The 15,224-nt window shown below is 61.9% G+C and carries 19 protein-coding genes and 2 pseudogenes; 17 read left to right on the forward strand and 4 right to left on the reverse strand.

The window, feature by feature from the left end; genetic code table 11:
• Positions 1–16: 16 nt before the first annotated feature.
• The 3 genes from CCR96_RS21875 to CCR96_RS21885 all read left to right on the forward strand — a co-directional run bounded on the left by CCR96_RS21875 (position 17) and on the right by CCR96_RS21885 (position 2,381).
• Positions 17–658, forward strand: a complete 642-nt coding sequence (locus CCR96_RS21875; RefSeq protein WP_201223685.1) for an FkbM family methyltransferase — start codon at positions 17–19, stop codon at positions 656–658.
• 138 nt (positions 659–796) lie between these two features.
• Positions 797–1,768 (forward strand): class I SAM-dependent methyltransferase, encoded by a 972-nt coding sequence (locus CCR96_RS21880; protein WP_201223687.1) that lies wholly within the window; start codon positions 797–799, stop codon positions 1,766–1,768.
• 205 nt (positions 1,769–1,973) lie between these two features.
• Positions 1,974–2,381 carry a transposase gene (locus CCR96_RS21885; RefSeq protein WP_201223689.1) on the forward strand — a complete coding sequence of 136 codons (408 nt, stop codon included), beginning with the start codon at positions 1,974–1,976 and terminating at the stop codon, positions 2,379–2,381.
• Positions 2,382–2,491: 110 nt separating this feature from the next.
• On the opposite strand, the pseudogene CCR96_RS21890 reads toward CCR96_RS21885, so the two are convergent.
• Positions 2,492–2,641: pseudogene (locus CCR96_RS21890) on the reverse strand (transposase domain-containing protein); the annotation flags it as partial.
• 812 nt (positions 2,642–3,453) lie between these two features.
• On the opposite strand from CCR96_RS21890, the gene CCR96_RS21895 reads away from it, so the two are divergent.
• From CCR96_RS21895 to CCR96_RS21920, 6 genes are all read left to right on the forward strand, one after another.
• Entirely contained in the window at positions 3,454–3,867 is a 414-nt protein-coding gene (locus tag CCR96_RS21895) for a hypothetical protein (RefSeq protein ID WP_201223691.1), read from the forward strand.
• 33 nt (positions 3,868–3,900) lie between these two features.
• A complete protein-coding gene (locus CCR96_RS21900; protein ID WP_201223699.1) occupies positions 3,901–4,830 on the forward strand; it encodes a hypothetical protein in 930 nt (309 codons plus the stop codon).
• Positions 4,831–4,860: 30 nt separating this feature from the next.
• Positions 4,861–5,112 carry a hypothetical protein gene (locus CCR96_RS21905; RefSeq protein ID WP_201223701.1) on the forward strand — a complete coding sequence of 84 codons (252 nt, stop codon included), beginning with the start codon at positions 4,861–4,863 and terminating at the stop codon, positions 5,110–5,112.
• Between the two features lie 95 nt (positions 5,113–5,207).
• Positions 5,208–5,528 (forward strand): putative toxin-antitoxin system toxin component, PIN family, encoded by a 321-nt coding sequence (locus tag CCR96_RS21910; RefSeq protein WP_338035932.1) that lies wholly within the window; start codon positions 5,208–5,210, stop codon positions 5,526–5,528.
• Positions 5,529–6,138: 610 nt separating this feature from the next.
• Positions 6,139–6,435, forward strand: coding sequence for a type II toxin-antitoxin system MqsR family toxin (locus tag CCR96_RS21915; protein ID WP_201223703.1), 297 nt, complete (start codon positions 6,139–6,141; stop codon positions 6,433–6,435).
• A 2-nt stretch (positions 6,436–6,437) separates the two neighbouring features.
• The gene (locus CCR96_RS21920; RefSeq protein WP_201223705.1) at positions 6,438–6,839 is read left to right on the forward strand and encodes a type II toxin-antitoxin system MqsA family antitoxin; all 402 of its coding nucleotides are present in this window, start codon (positions 6,438–6,440) and stop codon (positions 6,837–6,839) included.
• A gap of 221 nt (positions 6,840–7,060) precedes the next feature.
• Here CCR96_RS21920 and CCR96_RS21925 read toward each other — a convergent pair whose 3' ends face one another.
• Together CCR96_RS21925 and CCR96_RS21930 are read right to left on the reverse strand one after the other, a co-directional pair.
• Complete coding sequence (locus tag CCR96_RS21925; RefSeq protein WP_201223707.1) at positions 7,061–8,314, reverse strand: sulfotransferase family protein; 1,254 nt, start codon at positions 8,312–8,314, stop codon at positions 7,061–7,063.
• A gap of 260 nt (positions 8,315–8,574) precedes the next feature.
• Positions 8,575–9,669 carry a glycosyltransferase family 2 protein gene (locus CCR96_RS21930; protein WP_201223709.1) on the reverse strand — a complete coding sequence of 365 codons (1,095 nt, stop codon included), beginning with the start codon at positions 9,667–9,669 and terminating at the stop codon, positions 8,575–8,577.
• A 56-nt stretch (positions 9,670–9,725) separates the two neighbouring features.
• On the opposite strand from CCR96_RS21930, the gene CCR96_RS21935 reads away from it, so the two are divergent.
• The 6 genes from CCR96_RS21935 (at position 9,726) to CCR96_RS21960 (ending at position 13,598) form a co-directional block, all read left to right on the forward strand.
• Positions 9,726–11,210: a CmcI family methyltransferase gene (locus CCR96_RS21935; protein ID WP_201223711.1), complete on the forward strand. Its 1,485-nt coding sequence runs from the start codon at positions 9,726–9,728 to the stop codon at positions 11,208–11,210.
• Between the two features lie 150 nt (positions 11,211–11,360).
• On the forward strand, positions 11,361–12,305 hold the full coding sequence (locus tag CCR96_RS21940) for an RpnC/YadD family protein (protein ID WP_201223713.1): 945 nt from the start codon (positions 11,361–11,363) through the stop codon (positions 12,303–12,305).
• 154 nt (positions 12,306–12,459) lie between these two features.
• The gene (locus CCR96_RS21945) at positions 12,460–12,735 is read left to right on the forward strand and encodes a hypothetical protein (protein WP_201223715.1); all 276 of its coding nucleotides are present in this window, start codon (positions 12,460–12,462) and stop codon (positions 12,733–12,735) included.
• A complete protein-coding gene (locus CCR96_RS21950) occupies positions 12,732–12,920 on the forward strand; it encodes a hypothetical protein (protein ID WP_201223717.1) in 189 nt (62 codons plus the stop codon). The genes CCR96_RS21945 and CCR96_RS21950 overlap by 4 nt, the downstream gene beginning before the upstream one ends.
• A 126-nt stretch (positions 12,921–13,046) precedes the next feature.
• Positions 13,047–13,310 (forward strand): hypothetical protein, encoded by a 264-nt coding sequence (locus CCR96_RS21955; protein WP_201223719.1) that lies wholly within the window; start codon positions 13,047–13,049, stop codon positions 13,308–13,310.
• A gap of 9 nt (positions 13,311–13,319) precedes the next feature.
• Entirely contained in the window at positions 13,320–13,598 is a 279-nt protein-coding gene (locus CCR96_RS21960) for a type II toxin-antitoxin system RelE/ParE family toxin (protein ID WP_201223727.1), read from the forward strand.
• A 50-nt stretch (positions 13,599–13,648) separates the two neighbouring features.
• Here the strand turns inward: CCR96_RS21960 and CCR96_RS21965 are convergent, their stop codons facing one another.
• Positions 13,649–13,927: a hypothetical protein gene (locus CCR96_RS21965; RefSeq protein WP_201223729.1), complete on the reverse strand. Its 279-nt coding sequence runs from the start codon at positions 13,925–13,927 to the stop codon at positions 13,649–13,651.
• Positions 13,928–14,231: 304 nt separating this feature from the next.
• Between CCR96_RS21965 and CCR96_RS21970 the strand changes: the two genes are divergently transcribed.
• On the forward strand, positions 14,232–14,846 hold the full coding sequence (locus CCR96_RS21970; RefSeq protein ID WP_242519288.1) for an IS607 family transposase: 615 nt from the start codon (positions 14,232–14,234) through the stop codon (positions 14,844–14,846).
• A pseudogene (locus CCR96_RS21975) lies at positions 14,843–15,224 on the forward strand (RNA-guided endonuclease TnpB family protein); the annotation flags it as partial. The gene CCR96_RS21970 and the pseudogene CCR96_RS21975, both read left to right, overlap by 4 nt.

The following is a 15,224-nucleotide window of genomic DNA, read 5'->3' on the forward strand; positions in this document are numbered from 1 at the left end:
TTGGTGCAGTACGACCATGAAAAAAAATTTTCTCCATTTCTTGGCTTCAATTGGCAAAAAGCCCAGAAAAATTCTGCATGTCGGCGCGAATACCGGACAAGAGGTGCGCATGTACCATGAATCGGGGCTGGAAGGGTGGCATGTTGAGGCGATACCTGCGCTTTTTCGTCAGGTTGCTGAAAAATGCGCGAATTATCCAACGCAGCATGCCATCAATGCCTGCCTGAGCAACGTTGACGGCGTTGACATTCTGTTCAATGTTGCATCGAATGACGGTCAGTCTTCTTCAATCCTCGAGCTGGGCCGCCATGCCATTGAGTACCCAGCTATTACCTATGTTGAGAAAATTTCTCTACCAACAAAGACGATCAATCGCTTAATTCGTGATCAGACTTTGCCAAACGATATCGACTTTTTACTGCTTGATACGCAAGGCGCTGAAGGTCTGATTCTTGATGGTGCAGATTTGTTTCTCGCAAACGATTGCTTAGTTGGGTGCCAAATTGAGACGGGCGTCGTGCCACTTTACGAGCATGGATCGACTTATTTAGAGATCGCAGCCAAATTAGCGCCGTTCAACTTGCATTTGAAATCGATTGATTTTAACAGCAAGGGCTGGGCAGATGCCTTGTTTTGCAAACCATTTTGGACTCAATGATTGGCACTCAGTAACCTACAAAGTGTCAACAGCAGTGCAACGGACTGTTTGAGGGGCATCCAGGTGCTTGGTTTGGGCCCAAGAGAAGGTCGTCGCCTGGGATTGTGAAAGACACCATTTTTCGGAAGCTCAATCGGTATGAACCCGTTGCGCGTCGATGACTGTTATGCACGGCTCTTCCCCTTGGAGCGCAATCTCGCCGATTGTCGTCGCGACCTCCGCCGCCAAACGGGCCGTCACGCACCAGGCATCGGCGAAGCGGGCCGAACGGCTCATGCCCTTGAACGCTCGATTGCCGCGGCCTGTCACGGCTGGGACTTTCTGCGTACGGCCCCGCTCAGCGTCCGCGACCCCGCGTTACCCAAGGCAGCGGCATCAGACTATTTCGGCCGCTTTCGTGAGGTCGTCAGCGATCCGCTCAATGCGTACATTCCACGCCATGCGCGGGCAGGGCTGGTCGAGGATGGCTTGGTTTACTTGCACAACGGCCATCGCGTGCCGGTTGCGGGCAAGTATGCGTATTACGATGATTTCAGCAACCTGCTCGTCATCAATCGTGGCGTGCACGAGCCGCTGGAGGAGTATTGTTTTCAAGAGATCCTCAAGCGGCTACCGTCGCGCCCGTTCATGCTGGAGTTGGGTGCACTCTGGGCGCACTACTCCATGTGGTGCAAGCAACAGCGGCCCAATGCCGAAGCCTGCATGGTGGAGCCAGAGCCGGACAATCTGGAGTCGGGTCGCCTCAATTTTGCCCGCCACGGCTACAGCGGGCGCTTCATCCAGGCCAAGGTCGGGCCGGATGACTTCAAGGTGGATGCCTATATGGCGGAATCCGGCTGGGACAAGCTCGACATCCTGCACGCCGATATCCAAGGCGCCGAGCTGGCGATGCTGGACGATGCCCGCCAGGCGCTGGAGCGTCGGCAGGTCGATTACCTGTTTCTCTCAACGCATTCACAACAACTCCATCACCAGTGTGCGGAGCGTCTGACCAAGCTCGGCTATGTTGTCGTTGTCTCCGCCGACTTCGACAATCAAACAACGTCTTACGACGGGTTCCTGCTGGCGGTGAGTCCACTGCTAGCGCCGCCCGGGTCCGCTGCGCCGTAAGCGGTATCTGAGCGGCGTTCTTGCCAGACCCGGCATCAGGCAATCACTGTCGCGTGCTGGCAGCAAATGCGCTGGCGTCACGGCACGATCAGCGCCGGTTCGCCAGCCGAGCTGACGTCAGTCGCAGGCCCCGAGGCGATGCAAATCCGAGCGCAGCGGAGCCTCCCCGCGCGAAGCCAGCGACAACGTCTTCGCCCTGGTGGTGATGGCGCAGATCCGCGCCAAGGTCACTGAGGATGCCGAGACGCTCAAGGGCTGGAAATTCCGCCTGATTCGCCTGATGTACGAGCGCGGTTATGAGCAAGCACGGATTTTGGAACTGTTCCGGCTCATCGACTGGATGATCCGCCTGCCCAAGGCGCTGGAAGCCGACTTTCGCCAAACACTCTATGCCTATGAGGAGCAACAGCGTATGCCGTATGTGACGACGGTTGAACAAGCGGGGATTCAGCAGGGCGAAGCCCTCATCCTGCTGGCTCAGTTACAGGAGAAATTCGGCCACGACAGCGCCGAGGTCTACCGCGAGCGCATCACCGCCGCCGAGCCTGAGCAACTGCTGCAATGGTCCAAACGCATCCTCAGCGCCGAGACGCCGGAGACGATTTTCCACTGAGGCGCGGGACCGCGGCCCGATCCTCTGCAGCCCGCGCGATCGGCGTGCGCTGCTGTATTGCCAAGGCCGAATAGCATGACCGGGCCGGTCGCCGGTAAGCGTCCAGCGAACTACCGGATTGACGGCTGCTGATTGAGGTCGTCCATTTTTAGATTGTGCGGCAGCAGCGCAGCGATGGCCTCGGGCGTCTTCGCAGCGGGCAGCTGTTCGAAGAGATGGTTGAGGTACGCCCAAGGCTCGAGGCCATTGGCCTTCGCGGTTTATGCCGCGCGCCGAACTATGCCGAATGCAAGGATGCTCGCCAAGCCTCGTCGAAAATGCAGTGTGACCTGTTCGGCATAGTCTTGTCTCTCCGCGTTCAACACCGGAGGACAAGATCATGTTGGCGGAAGAGTACTTGCGTAATAGTCGGCTGTTCCAACGTCTGAGGAACGGGCCCCACGGACCTCTGATCGTTCACTACACCACCCGCCTGGTCAAAGAGGGGCTCGCTTGCCACGGCGTCTGGCGATGTCTGAACCTCACCGATGGTCTCTTGAAGTGGCTGGCCAGCCGCCGCATGGGGCTTGCTCGACTCGATGAGCACGTGATCGCACGCTACCTGAGCCACCGAGGTCGCAAGCAGTCAATCCAGTCGAGGTTTGTCCCGCCGGCGCCAGCGATCTCGGCAAGATTGGACACGCGGATGTCATCGGCTACGTCGAGCGCCACGCTCGGGACGCAAGCGCGGCGTCTGGCAAGGCCATGTGTTGGTCCCTGCGCGCCGGTGCCACCTTGTCCCAGATCGGCCACGTGCTCGGACACGCGCACCCCGACACCACGCGCATCGATGCAAAAGTCGATCTTGAGGGGCTTCGCTCGTTGAGCCTGCCTTGGCCGGGAGGTCTGCAATCGCCGCTGCAGCGCGCCAAACCCTATCTCTACAGCGATGCGGAGATCCGTGCGTTATTGACCGCCGCCTTGGCCCTGCCACCGCTCGATGCGCTGCGAAGGTGGACCGATCATTACCTGTTCGGGACGATTGCCGCGACAGGCCTGCGTTTGTCCGAATCGCTCGCGCTGCTGCGCAGCGATGTCGATCTCGGTCCTCGCACCCCTAACGGCTACCTATCCCGTTCGCAACTTCACCGCTCGCTACCCCTGGACTATCTGGCTGCTGTGGGCCTTGGAGGATCGCATCGAAACCCTCGGCGCGGCGGTCACTTTCCTGGACTCGGCGGCGGCGCGCACAGCGGTTGTGGCGGACCTGGCGGCACTCACGGCCTGGCCTGGCTATCGCGAAACCAACCGAGCGGATCTGGCCTTCGCGCATGCGGTGCGCATCCTCTGGGTGGCCGTCACCCACTGGGACTGGCTCGATGCGGGTCTGCAAACGCGCTTGCACGCCGCGCTGGAGCGGGCGGTGGCGGATGCCCTGCCGTTGTCGGATCGCCTGTACGCGCCCTTCCCGGATCGCGCGGCGCTGCTCGCGACCGGTGTATGTTAAGGCGCCTGCGCCCTGGCACTGGCCGCCACGGCGGTGGCACATCCGGCGGCGGCGCGCCTGCACGAGCGGGTGTCGCTGCTCTTTGGCGCCGTACTGGAGCGGCGACAGCAGGGCTTCACCGAAGGCGTCTCTTACGATGGCTATCTGCTGAGCTTCCTGGCCGATTGGCTGACGACGCAGCCCCCGCAGGCGCGCGAGAAGCTATCCGCGCACCCGGCCTGGGCCGGGCTGCTGGCGCAACCGCTGGCCTTGGCCGCGCCGGGCGACCTCATGGCCAGCGCCCCCTTGGGCGATGTCGAGCCGGTACGGATGCCCTTTGTCTGGTCCGCCTTGGCCAAGCTGCACGCCTTGCAGCCAACCGCGACCACGGCCTGGGCCTTGGCGCGCTGTGCCCTGCCGGCCTTGCGCGCGGATGCACTGGTCGCGCTGACGCGGGCAGCGGAGACGGTGTCGCCGCAACCCCCGAGCGGAGACGCACCAATCCAGCTGAACGCCACACTGGGGCTACGCGGCGGACATGCGCCCGAGGATCTGGCATGGCGGGCGGTCTGGTTGATCGGCCGCAAGCAGCTGTTGGTCTGCGATCAGGTGCAGGGTGCGACACCTGTGCCAGTCGCCGACCACTGGCACGGCCATCCCGAGCTGTATTGGTGGATTCAGCAGGGAGCGGCGCTATTGGCCAGTGCCGAGCAGCCCGAGCGGCTGTTACGGATCAGCTCGCCCCAGTGTCCGCTAGAGCCGGCGGATCTCGACCGACTGCCCGGCTCGCGCGGGCCGTTGACGCTGTCGGTCAGCCTCAGCCCGGCGCCTGGCGAGCCGATCCTCCGCACACCGGCGTCGGCACCGCTGCAAGTCACGGCAAAGCGCGGGGGCGCGATCATGCGCGCGCAAGCGCGTCCAGACAATGAGCGGATGCGGGCCATTGCGGTGAGCTGCGAAGAATCGGCTACACTCGAATTTTGAGCTGCACCGAGCCAATATCCGAGACCCACCATGAATGCCTACAAGACCTACGTCCGCATGGATGCTTCAAGCCGCCTTGTGCTGGAAGGCATGCCTTTCCCGGAAGGTGCCTTGTTGGAAGTGCTGGTGGTTGATCAAACGCGCCAGCCTGAGGAGCGAACCGAAAGCTGGCGTGCGCTGATGCGCCATGTGCAGCGTCTGCCCGAGTCGGCAGCGCTAACCGACGAGGACATTGCAGCCGAGATCGACGCGCAGCGGAGCGGGCGCTCATGCGGGTGGTGATCGACACCAATCTCCTGGTGTCAGCGGTGATTCGGGATCGTCTGCCCGAACGCGTGCTGCTGTGGTGCTTGGGGCATTCGGATATCGAGTGGTAGGTGACACCCGAGATCATGGCCGAATACAGCGCGGTCATTCAGCGCCCGAAATTCAACTTGCCTCGTGCAACCATCAACTGGTGGTTAGAACTGCTCGCGTCCGATACGCAGCTGATCGAAGCGAGGGATAACATCGACTTCCCGCGCGACCGCAAGGATGCGCCTTTTCTGATGTGCGCGGCCTCTGGCAAAGCGGATTATTTGATCACTGGGGATGGCGATTTCAGCGAGGCGCAGGGGCTGATCGCGACACCCATTCTAAGCGTGCGCGCTTTTGCGCAGGCGGTTGCTCCGCAAACCTTGGTCGCGCCAGAAGGCTAGCGCAAGGCTCGCAAGTCAGTCGGTCGCTATCTCGCCGCGCAGGCGGCCAGGGCGGGGCAAGATCCCGCACCTGATCCTGTTCCGGTGACAGGATACTGAATTCCGTACGGTGATCCGCACGGCTCGCCGCTACGCCGGAGCGCCCCTGTGGGGACGTGCTGCGGTTTTAGGCTGCCGCCACTGCCAGGCGCTGAATCCGCCGAATCAAAGGGGCCAGGCTCGATTTATTTATCCAACTCAAAGCATCCCACGACGTCAGCGCCTAGGTCGCGGTAGGGGCGGCGGGTGACCGCCGTCCCTACCGCGACCGTTGCGCTTGGCGGAGGAGGGCTGTGATGGCCAAGACGCTCCTTGTCACCGGCGGTGCTGGCTTCATCGAGACCAATGTGCTCGGCACCTTTAGCCTGCTCGATAGCGCCAAGGCCTACTGGAGCGCGCTCGATGCGAGCCGGTAATGAAGGGACGGACTTGCGGTTGCGGTAGGCTCAGATGGATTGTGCTACAGATCCGGAGTTCTAAGGGTCTGGTGAACGGAACGCCGAGCACTTTCCCAGGCGTTGACGTCGATGTCCCGCTTGCCAGCTATAACCAAATAGGTTAGCTTCTGGTGATGGAGAAACGCACCCCGCACTGCAAGCTGGATGCCGTGCAAGCCCTGGTCAGGGCTGGCCGGGTACGCGCCACCCGATCCGCGCGAGAAACGGCGAGTAGCCTGGGGTTTTCCTTCTCAGAGATGCTGGAGGTCTTGATGGCACTGACGCCGCAGGATTTCTACAAAAGCATGACGACCTATGCCGATCATCGGGTCTGGCAGGATGTCTATCGGCCAAACACGCGGGCTGGCGAACTCTACCTGAAATTGACGGTGATCGACGATCTTCTGATCGTGTCCTTCAAGGAGTTGTGATCATGAAGTGTCCTGTTTGCGGCGCGGCGGAACTGATTCGCGACACGCGCGACATCCCCTACACCTACAAGGGCGAAACCACGCTTATTCCGTCGGTCACGGCTGATTTTTGCCCGGCGTGCGATGAATCCATCACCGATCGGGCCGAAACCGAGCGCGTCATGTGTGAGATGCAGGCATTCAACAAGCAGGTGAATGCGGCGATTGTCGACCCTGACTTTCTTGCCAAAGTGCGCAAGAAATTGCATCTTGGGCAACGCGAGGCGGCGGAGCTCTTCGGTGGAGGTGTCAATGCCTTCTCCCGCTACGAAACCGGTAAGACTAAACCGCCGCTTGCGCTTGTGAAGTTATTCAAGCTGCTTGACCGTCATCCCGATTTGCTCGACGAGCTAAAGATGGTTTGAGCGTTTGAATCAAAGGGGCCAGCCTCCAGGCTCGAATTTATTTCTAATGTCAAGCCGTAAAGCGCATAAAGATGGACATGAGCGGCATTGACGCAGAGCGTGAGCGGATTTGGCCAGGATGGCCGCGCGAACCAAGTCCGGCTTAGCGCCAAGTCTCCAATTAAAGGGGCTCGATTTATTTTTGATTGGCGCCGGCATTCGCCCGGATCAGCTCGGTTCGCTCATGATGATGCCGATAGCGCGTTACCTCGCTGCAGAGTTGCAGCCCACGCGCTGGCCACCCTGTCTGTGGCTGGTGACCGGCCTAGGCGCTGCCCAAGACAACCCATCAGGGTGCGTTGCCTGCAGGCGCGGTCAGGCTCCCAAGCGGCTGCTTGCTCGAGCCAGGCGTTGAGCGGCTGCCGTGCCTGCACGGCCGCCTGGGCTCCGGCGGCATAGAAGGCCAGCCGTGTGCGCTGTGGATGCGTGCGGATCTGTTCTGGCGTCAGGGCGATCAGCGGTTGCCACTGGCCCTGCAGCCAGGCGCCTTGTCGTCGCGCTAAGAGCTGAGCTGGGGTTTCCGCTGGCGGGGTAGGCTTGGCGGGAGCGGCTGGAGCCGGTGGCGGAGCGGGCGTTGCTGCCGGCGGCACCGCGGCCTGTTGTGATTGCTTCTGTTGCGCGCGGCTCGCCTCATAGCCCTGCTGGGTACGTTGTGCGCTTTCACTCAGGGGTTGCGCGGCAAGCGCCTCAAGGGTTGGCCAATCGAGTGCCCGCGCGGCCTGGTAGAGCGCCCACTGCTTGGCGTCCATGTGCTCGCTGGCCAAGGCATCGTCGCCGCGTTGGCGATGCAAGCGCGGGTCGATAAAGGCGCTGATCTCGCGGGCGGTCGGTCGCCGCAGGCCTTGCACCTCCAACGCGCTGAGCCCCTCGAACAGCGCGGTGGTGGTGGCGACCGGATTGGCCAGCATGTCCTCATGGCGCACCGCCAAGCGCGGAAGACCGCGGCTGCTGTTCAGCGCATCGCGCAGATGGCGCTCCCAGAGCGCGATGCCGAACGCCAGCGGGAAGCCCTCGCGCTGCTGCAGCGATTGCGCGACCTGGATCGGATGGCGAAAGACGTGCAGGATGACCGGCACCTCGAGCAACGGCCGCCAGCAGGGAAAGAGCACGCACAGGCGCGGGTCTTTCAGCACCCAGGGCCGATGGGCGTCGAGATTGAGAATCAGGTTGCGCGCCTGCCGCTCAAACTCAGCGCGCGCCTCAGCGGGGATGTTGGCGGGGCAGAACCGGCTGAGCTGCCACCAACTGGCGCTGACCGAGCGGAACAGGGCGTCGTTGAACTGCATGACATCGACGCGTTCCCAGTGGCCTTTGGGGTTGGATTCGCTTGCGCGCTGGAAGCTGCCCTCGGCGCCGAGGTAAGCGCCCATCATGTTGATCATGCGTGTGACTGCTGAGGTGCCGGAGCGGTGCATGCCGAGGACGATGAGTTGCATGGCGGTGGTTGGGCTTGGGTTGGTTGCTGAGTTGGGGCTGCGTGCGCTTGATCGCGGTGTTTGGCGGGATTATCCGGGGTCAGCGGGGTTGGTCAATGTGCGTTCTGCAGCTGCGCTGTTGCTGGGGGCATCGCTGGCGGCCGCGGGTCGTTGGGGAAGGCCGCATGCAGGTCCGCGAGCAGCGCGGCGGCTTCGCGCGGATACCTACGGTGCTGCAGCAGCCAGTGGAGCGGGATCAGTGGCGCGAGCAGGTGCGGGCGTCAGCGCCTGAAGCGGCTAATTGCATCCATCGCGGGCTCGATCTCAGCTTGCAGGATCTGCTGGCGTGCATCGAGCACAAGACGCGTAACGGTCTCCGGCGTCGCTGCTACGGGCTTGGCAAGGTGGCTAGGCTCGCCTACTGGCGTGGTCTGTGGCTGGATGGCAGCCGCCGGGGTAGCGAGTGAACCGGTGAGCGTTAGGGCTTGTTGTGCGCTCCCGTTTCTCTGGATGCTGCGCAAGGCCTGTGGTGCAACGGTCCCGACATGGCACAGGGGACGGTCGGGCCGCTGGTAAGTGCGACCGCGTAAGCGTCGATACTCCGCCTGCCAGGCAGCGCGGGGGGCGTCTGGGCGATTTGTCGCAATGCCGCCATGCATCTGGTGAAAGGTGCCCTCGCCCAACAGCAGGATGACGTCGCTGTCCGGCAGGGCACAGGCCCGCGCCCAGGTATCCAGGTTCACCAGTCCGCCTCCCGCAGACGTAAAGCCGGGATCGAAACCACCCAGTTCGGACCACAACGCGCTTGGCAAGAACACTGCATTGCACTCCGCTGGCATGGCAAACCAGCCGCCGGCTGACGAGCCCGCGAAGACCGAGATATCAAACAGGTGATAGCCGTCCGTTTCCCAGTCGACCTCGGCGAGCAGGGCGTCTTCGGCCTGCTGATCGTAGCCCTCGCGGACGCTATCCATCTGCACCTTCGGCCCCAAATGGAATCCGAGCGTGCCGATCACAGGGCGATGATGCAGCCGTGAGGCGGTCAGGGCCTGCGCAAGGAGGCCGGGCGACGCTAAGCGGGCGCCGTCGATCATGACCCCGATCAGATCGCCGCGAGCCAGTGCCAAGCCGGTATTGACGGCGGCAACCGGGGAGGCCGGTGCGGGAGATTGGCGATGCAGACGCAGCGTTGCGCCATGCGCTGGACACGCCTCCGCGGTCAGCGGGTTTGGGGAGCCGTTATCCACCAGGATGATTTCGTAGTCGTCGGCCTTGATCCCGCGCTGCATGAGCGGCGATAGTGAGCGAATTGTCCGCGGTATCTCGCGTGCCATGTCGTAGGCGACGACGACGATCGAGAGGCGTGGCTGCGACATTACTTGCTCCGTCATGCCCGGTGGCTGTTCATTGAACCCAGACAGCGAGAAAGCGCATGTCAGTGTCTCCTTACCTCGATCTGCTGAAGCGGTGCCTGCTCAACGAGATTTATCTCGATGATGAGCTACGACTGCTCTACCTGCGCCGATGTTTGGCTGGGGAGGAAGCGTTTGACTTTGCTGTTTACCATAACATTCGCACCGCCCGCGCTGAAGAGTACGCAAAACTCTGCAACGCACGCGCGATCGGGCAGTTTTACGACCGTAATATCCACAACGCTGGCTTCAGCCACACCATGATCGGGCGTCAGCGGCTGGATGGTCTGCATGACTGTCTTGATGTCATCTTGGCCGAGGGGATTCCCGGCGATCTGATGGAATGTGGGGTATGGCGCGGTGGTGCTTGTGTGTTAATGGCAGGCTTCCTGAAAGACCATGGCATTACGGATCGCAAGGTGATTCTCGCGGACAGCTTTGACGGGGTACCGCCGTCGAGCATGCAGCCTGATGCGCACCTGCGCCTTGATAAGAGCGTCTTTCCGGAGCTGGCTGTCAGCCTGGAGGAGGTGAAAACCAATTTTGAGCTCTACGGGCTTCTCAGCCATCAAGTCCATTTCCTGAAAGGCTGGTTTAAGGAGACGCTGCAGAAGACGCCTTCAGCGCATTTGGCCCTGCTGCGTCTGGACGGGGATCTCTACGAGTCCACCATGGATGCATTGATCGCGCTGTATGATCGCGTGAGCCCGGGCGGCGTCGTGATCATTGATGATTGGGGGGTTCTTCCACCCTGCCGGCAGGCGGTTGAGGACTATTTTGCAGGCCGCGATGAAGTTGTTCCCGAGGTTCAGGCAATGGATTGGTCTGGGGTTTGGTTCAAGAAACCGGGTAAGCCTGCCAATGTTGAACGTCGCTCCTATCAGACTGCGTTCCCGGCGCCGTTCCTGAAGGGCTACCAAGCCGGCACCCTGGGATATACCTATCGCGGAGTGCCGTGTCTCAAGAGTCCGATCGACTTGGCGCTCTATGCCAAAGCGATCTGGGAACTCAAGCCCGCGACCCTGATCGAGATCGGCAGCAAGGCCGGTGGCAGCGCGCTCTGGTTTGCCGATCTGTTGCAAAGCTATGGTCTTGAGACGCCGGTGTACTCGATCGATCTGCAGCCGCCACAGGGCCTCGATGACCCGCGCATCCGCTTCCTGACCGGCGATGTCAATGCCTTGGCAGCGGTGTTCTCCGAACAGGGGCTGATCGAGGCACCACGGCCCTGGCTTGTGACCGAGGACAGCGCGCATACCCATCAAGCCTGCCGTGCCGCCTTGGCGCAGCTCGCCGAGCTGATGCAGACCGGGGATCTTTTGGTTATGGAAGATGGGGTACTCGATGACTTGGGACTCTCCGAGCGTTACGACGGAGGTCCGAACCGGGCGCTGCAGGCGTTCTTCAGCGAACATCCCGATGTCTTCCGCGTGGATCGCGCGCTCTGTGATCTGTTCGGCAGGAATGCGACCTATGCGCCGAATGCTTGGTTGTGGAAGAGCTGATGGGTGGTCTGGGCTAGGCTCAGGTGGATCGTGCTACAGATCCGGAGTTCTGGGGCGGATTCACGGAACGGTTGGGTGAACGGAAAATGGGGATGCACCACGGTTTCGGGTTGGTGGCACCCCAGCTGCCGAATCGGCTACACTCCCGGCATGCCAACCGACAAGCACAGCGCCGAGACCGCATCGCCCAAGCGCGACGATGACAGCCCCTGGAAAGAGGCCCTCGAGCGCTTCTTTCCGGAGTTCCTTGCCCTCCTGTTCCCGGCCATCCATGCCGAGATCGACTGGTCCAAAGGCGTGCAATTCCTTGACAAGGAATTCCAACAGCTGGTGCAAGAGGCCAAGACTACCCGGCGCCATGCCGACAAGCTGGTCGGCGTCACCTTGCGCGATGGCACCGCGGTCTGGGTGCTGATCCATGTCGAGGTGCAAGGCGAGCCGGAAACCGCCTTTGCCGAGCGCATGTACACCTACCACTACAAGATCCGCGACCGCTATCAGGTGCCGGTCGCCAGCCTCGCGGTCTTGGCCGATACGGATCACCGCTTTCGCCCCCGGCAGTTCAGCAGCGCACTCTGGGACTGCCGCGTTGACTTCCGTTTTCCGATGGTCAAACTGCTGGACTATGCCGAGCCCGAGCGCTGGGCTGAGCTCGAAGCCAGCGACAATGTCTTCGCCCTGGTGGTGATGGCGCAGATCCGCGCCAAGGTCACCGAGGATGCCGAGACGCTCAAGGGCTGGAAGTTCCGCCTGATTCGCCTGATGTACGAGCGCGGCTATGAGCAAGCACGGATTTTGGAACTGTTCCGGCTCATCGACTGGATGATCCGCCTGCCCAAGGCGCTTGAGGCCGACTTTCGCCAAACACTCTATGCCTATGAGGAGCAACAGCGTATGCCGTATGTGACGACGGTTGAACAAGCGGGGATTCAGCAGGGCGAAGCCCTCATCCTGCTGACGTTGCTACAAGAAAAATTCGGCCACGACAGCGCCGAGGCCTACCGCGAGCGCATCACCGCCGCCGAGCCTGAGCAACTGCTGCAGTGGTCCAAACGCATCCTCAGCGCCGAGACGCCGGAGACGATTTTCCACTGAGGCGCGGCGACCGCGGCCCGATCCTCTGCAGCCCGCGCGATCGGAGCGCGCCGCTGTTCGTCTCTCCTGCCGGGCATGAAGACCGACCACCCGATCGATCTGTTTCCGCGCAGCGGCCCTGAGGCCTTTCGGGTGCTCACCGGTGGTCTGCAGCGTGAAGGCGGCCGAGGCGCCGCCGTATCGCGAGCCGGCCTCGCTGCGGCAGTGGATCAAGCCCGGGCGCTGGGAGACCCTGCGCTTTGCGCTGCCCAGCGCGGCGCTCAGCCGACCCCAGCCCTTGCGCCTGGACCCGGCCAACCGCGCCTGCCGGCTGCGCATCCGCGCCTTGCGGCTGGGTGCGGCCGAGTCGAACATGACTTGGTGGTCTGCCGAAGCCGGCCAACCCAGCGCCCAAGCCTTCGCCCGCCTGCGCCTGCAGGGCGATGGATGAGGCTGCAACCGCCACAGGGCCTCGATGAGCGAGGGCTCTCCGAGCGTTTCGACGGAGGTCCGAACCGGGCGCTGCAGGCGTTCTTCCGCGAACATCCCGATGTCTTCCGTGTGGATCGCGCGCGCTGTGATCTGTTCGGCAGGAAGGCGACCTATGCGCCGAATGCGTGGTTGTGGAAGACCTGATGGGTGGAGGAAAGGGCGGCCGGTCAGGCTCGGCTCTTGTCTGCGGTCGTGGCGGACTGTATTGTCGAACAGTGCTCTTAAGCGTACTCTTAAGCGTATGTCTTGATGGATGCTCGAGGGGTGTCTATGGCCAATCTTAACGCTAACGATCTGAAAATACGGGGTGTGACCGCCATCGCCGAGGCGCTGTCTGAGCAAACCGAGGCGCTGGTTGCGGTGCGAGGCAGGCCAACTTACGTGGTGATGACGCTTGACCACTACCAGCATCTGCGGGAATGCGAACTGGACGTGGCGCTCGCGGAGACGCGCGCTGACCTCGCCGCCGGGCGAGTCATCAGGGAATCGGCCGAGGCGCATCTGGAGCGTCTCGATGCGATGGAGCGATCCTGAGCTCAACCGATGTCCTTCACGCTGGTTTTCACGGACAGCTACAACCGGCGTGCCGGCAAGTGGCTGAAGCGCCATCCGGAACTCCGAGGGCAGTATCTGAAAACACTGCAACTGCTCGAAGCCAATCCCTTTCACCCGTCGTTGCGGCTGCATGCGCTGCATGGACGTCTCCAAGGCTTGCACTCGGTTTCGATCAATCTTTCCTACCGCATCACGCTCGAGCTGCTGATCACAGAGGCCGAAGTGATCCCGATTGACATCGGCAATCATGACTCGGTGTATCAGTAAGTCGTGCCTTCCGTGACCGTCATCTTCCTTTGCGTTGCCCAGCGAGGCGCTCAGCCCACTGCTGCGGTCGGTTGATCGCATTCGGCTGTTCCCGGTTCGGGTATGGCGAGTGCGTCACGCCGTTGCAGTTGTGCAGCCCAAGACGGTGCTCGGCCGACGGCGCCCAGATCGCCTTGGCGCTGCCCGAGACAACCCATCAGGGTGCGTTGCCTGCAAGCGCGGTCAGGCTCCCAAGCGGCTGCTTGCTGGAGCCAGGCGTTGAGCGGCTGCCGCGCCTGCACGGCCGCATGGGCTCCGGCGGCATAGAAGGCCAGGTTTGAGTAAGGCATGTAGATCTTTGCTGATGCGGGCTTCGAGGCGAGCGGTTGAGGACACCGACGGCATGATGGACTCCCGTCACGATGGATTTGAACTCAGGAGATAATACGGCAAATTGCCGTCAACTTCTGCAGCGCTAGCGGTCAAGTCGGCGAGCACGGAGGTGCTGGCCAAGGTGCCTCGGGCGGATGGGGCGACTGCTGTCGTGCGTGTGCGCACCACGGCCTTCAATCAAGCCGACGACCGGGTCTTGGAGCTAGACTCTAGTGTTGCAAAAAATGCGCGATAGTGTACTATTGTCTCATGGAAAGCACCATGAGTACAGGCAAAGCGGCGAAACGGCTGGGCGTTTCGGTCAAGACGTTGCAGCGCTGGGAGCGCGAGGGGCGGCTCATTCCGGTCGCACGCACCGACAGCAATCGCCGCCTTTACACCGAGACGCAATTGCGTGAGTTCATCGGATGGCAACAGGGACCTGAGAGACCGACGCGGCTGGTGGCTTACTGCAGGGTCTCATCAACGGCGCAGAAGCCAGACCTGGCCAATCAGCGTCGCGTGCTGGAAGAGTTTGTCGTGGCGAGAGGTTTAGCGAACGTCGAGTTCGTCGAAGAAGTGGGCGGCGGTTTGAACTTCAAGCGCAAGCGTTTTTTGGCACTCATGGATGAGATCGGGCAGCGGAGCATCAACACCCTGATCCTCGCCCACAGGGATCGGCTGACACGCTTTGGGTTCGAGTGGTTCGAGCATTATGCCAAGACGCATGGCTGCGAGATCTTGGTGCTCAACCAAGAGCTGCTATCCCCCGAACAGGAGATGGCGCAGGACTTAATGACCATCGTGCACTGCTTTTCGTCTCGGTTGTACGGATTGCGAAACGTTCGCAAAAAGCTCAACGAGGCACTGAATACGGATCAGGACAGCGCCGAATGAAGGTGACGCGCATCCTGCACGCCAAGCGGCCCAACCAGGGCAAGCTCGCGGCACTGTGCGAACAGGCCAAGCGGCTCGGGCGAGTACGCTCCGAGGTCTGGCAGCGCTTTGGCTCGCTTCAAGGCGTGGGCCTGTCAGATCGCCAGATTCGCGACTGTTGGCTTGAGCAACAGCGTGCCTTCCCGGTCTCAGCCAATGCCTGGAAGGAAACCTTGCGCGATGCCAAGGGCGACATCACCGCCAACATGGAAGCCGCCAAGGTCAAAGCACGCCGCTGCATCGGGCGTCACACCCAAGACCAGGCTGAACAGAAGCGGCTGTTCACCGCGCTGAAGATCAACGACTGGACCCGCGATCCCTATCTGCGTCGCGTGATGC

The organism is Halochromatium roseum (genome assembly GCF_016653315.1).
GTDB classification, from domain to species: domain Bacteria; phylum Pseudomonadota; class Gammaproteobacteria; order Chromatiales; family Chromatiaceae; genus Lamprobacter; species Lamprobacter roseus.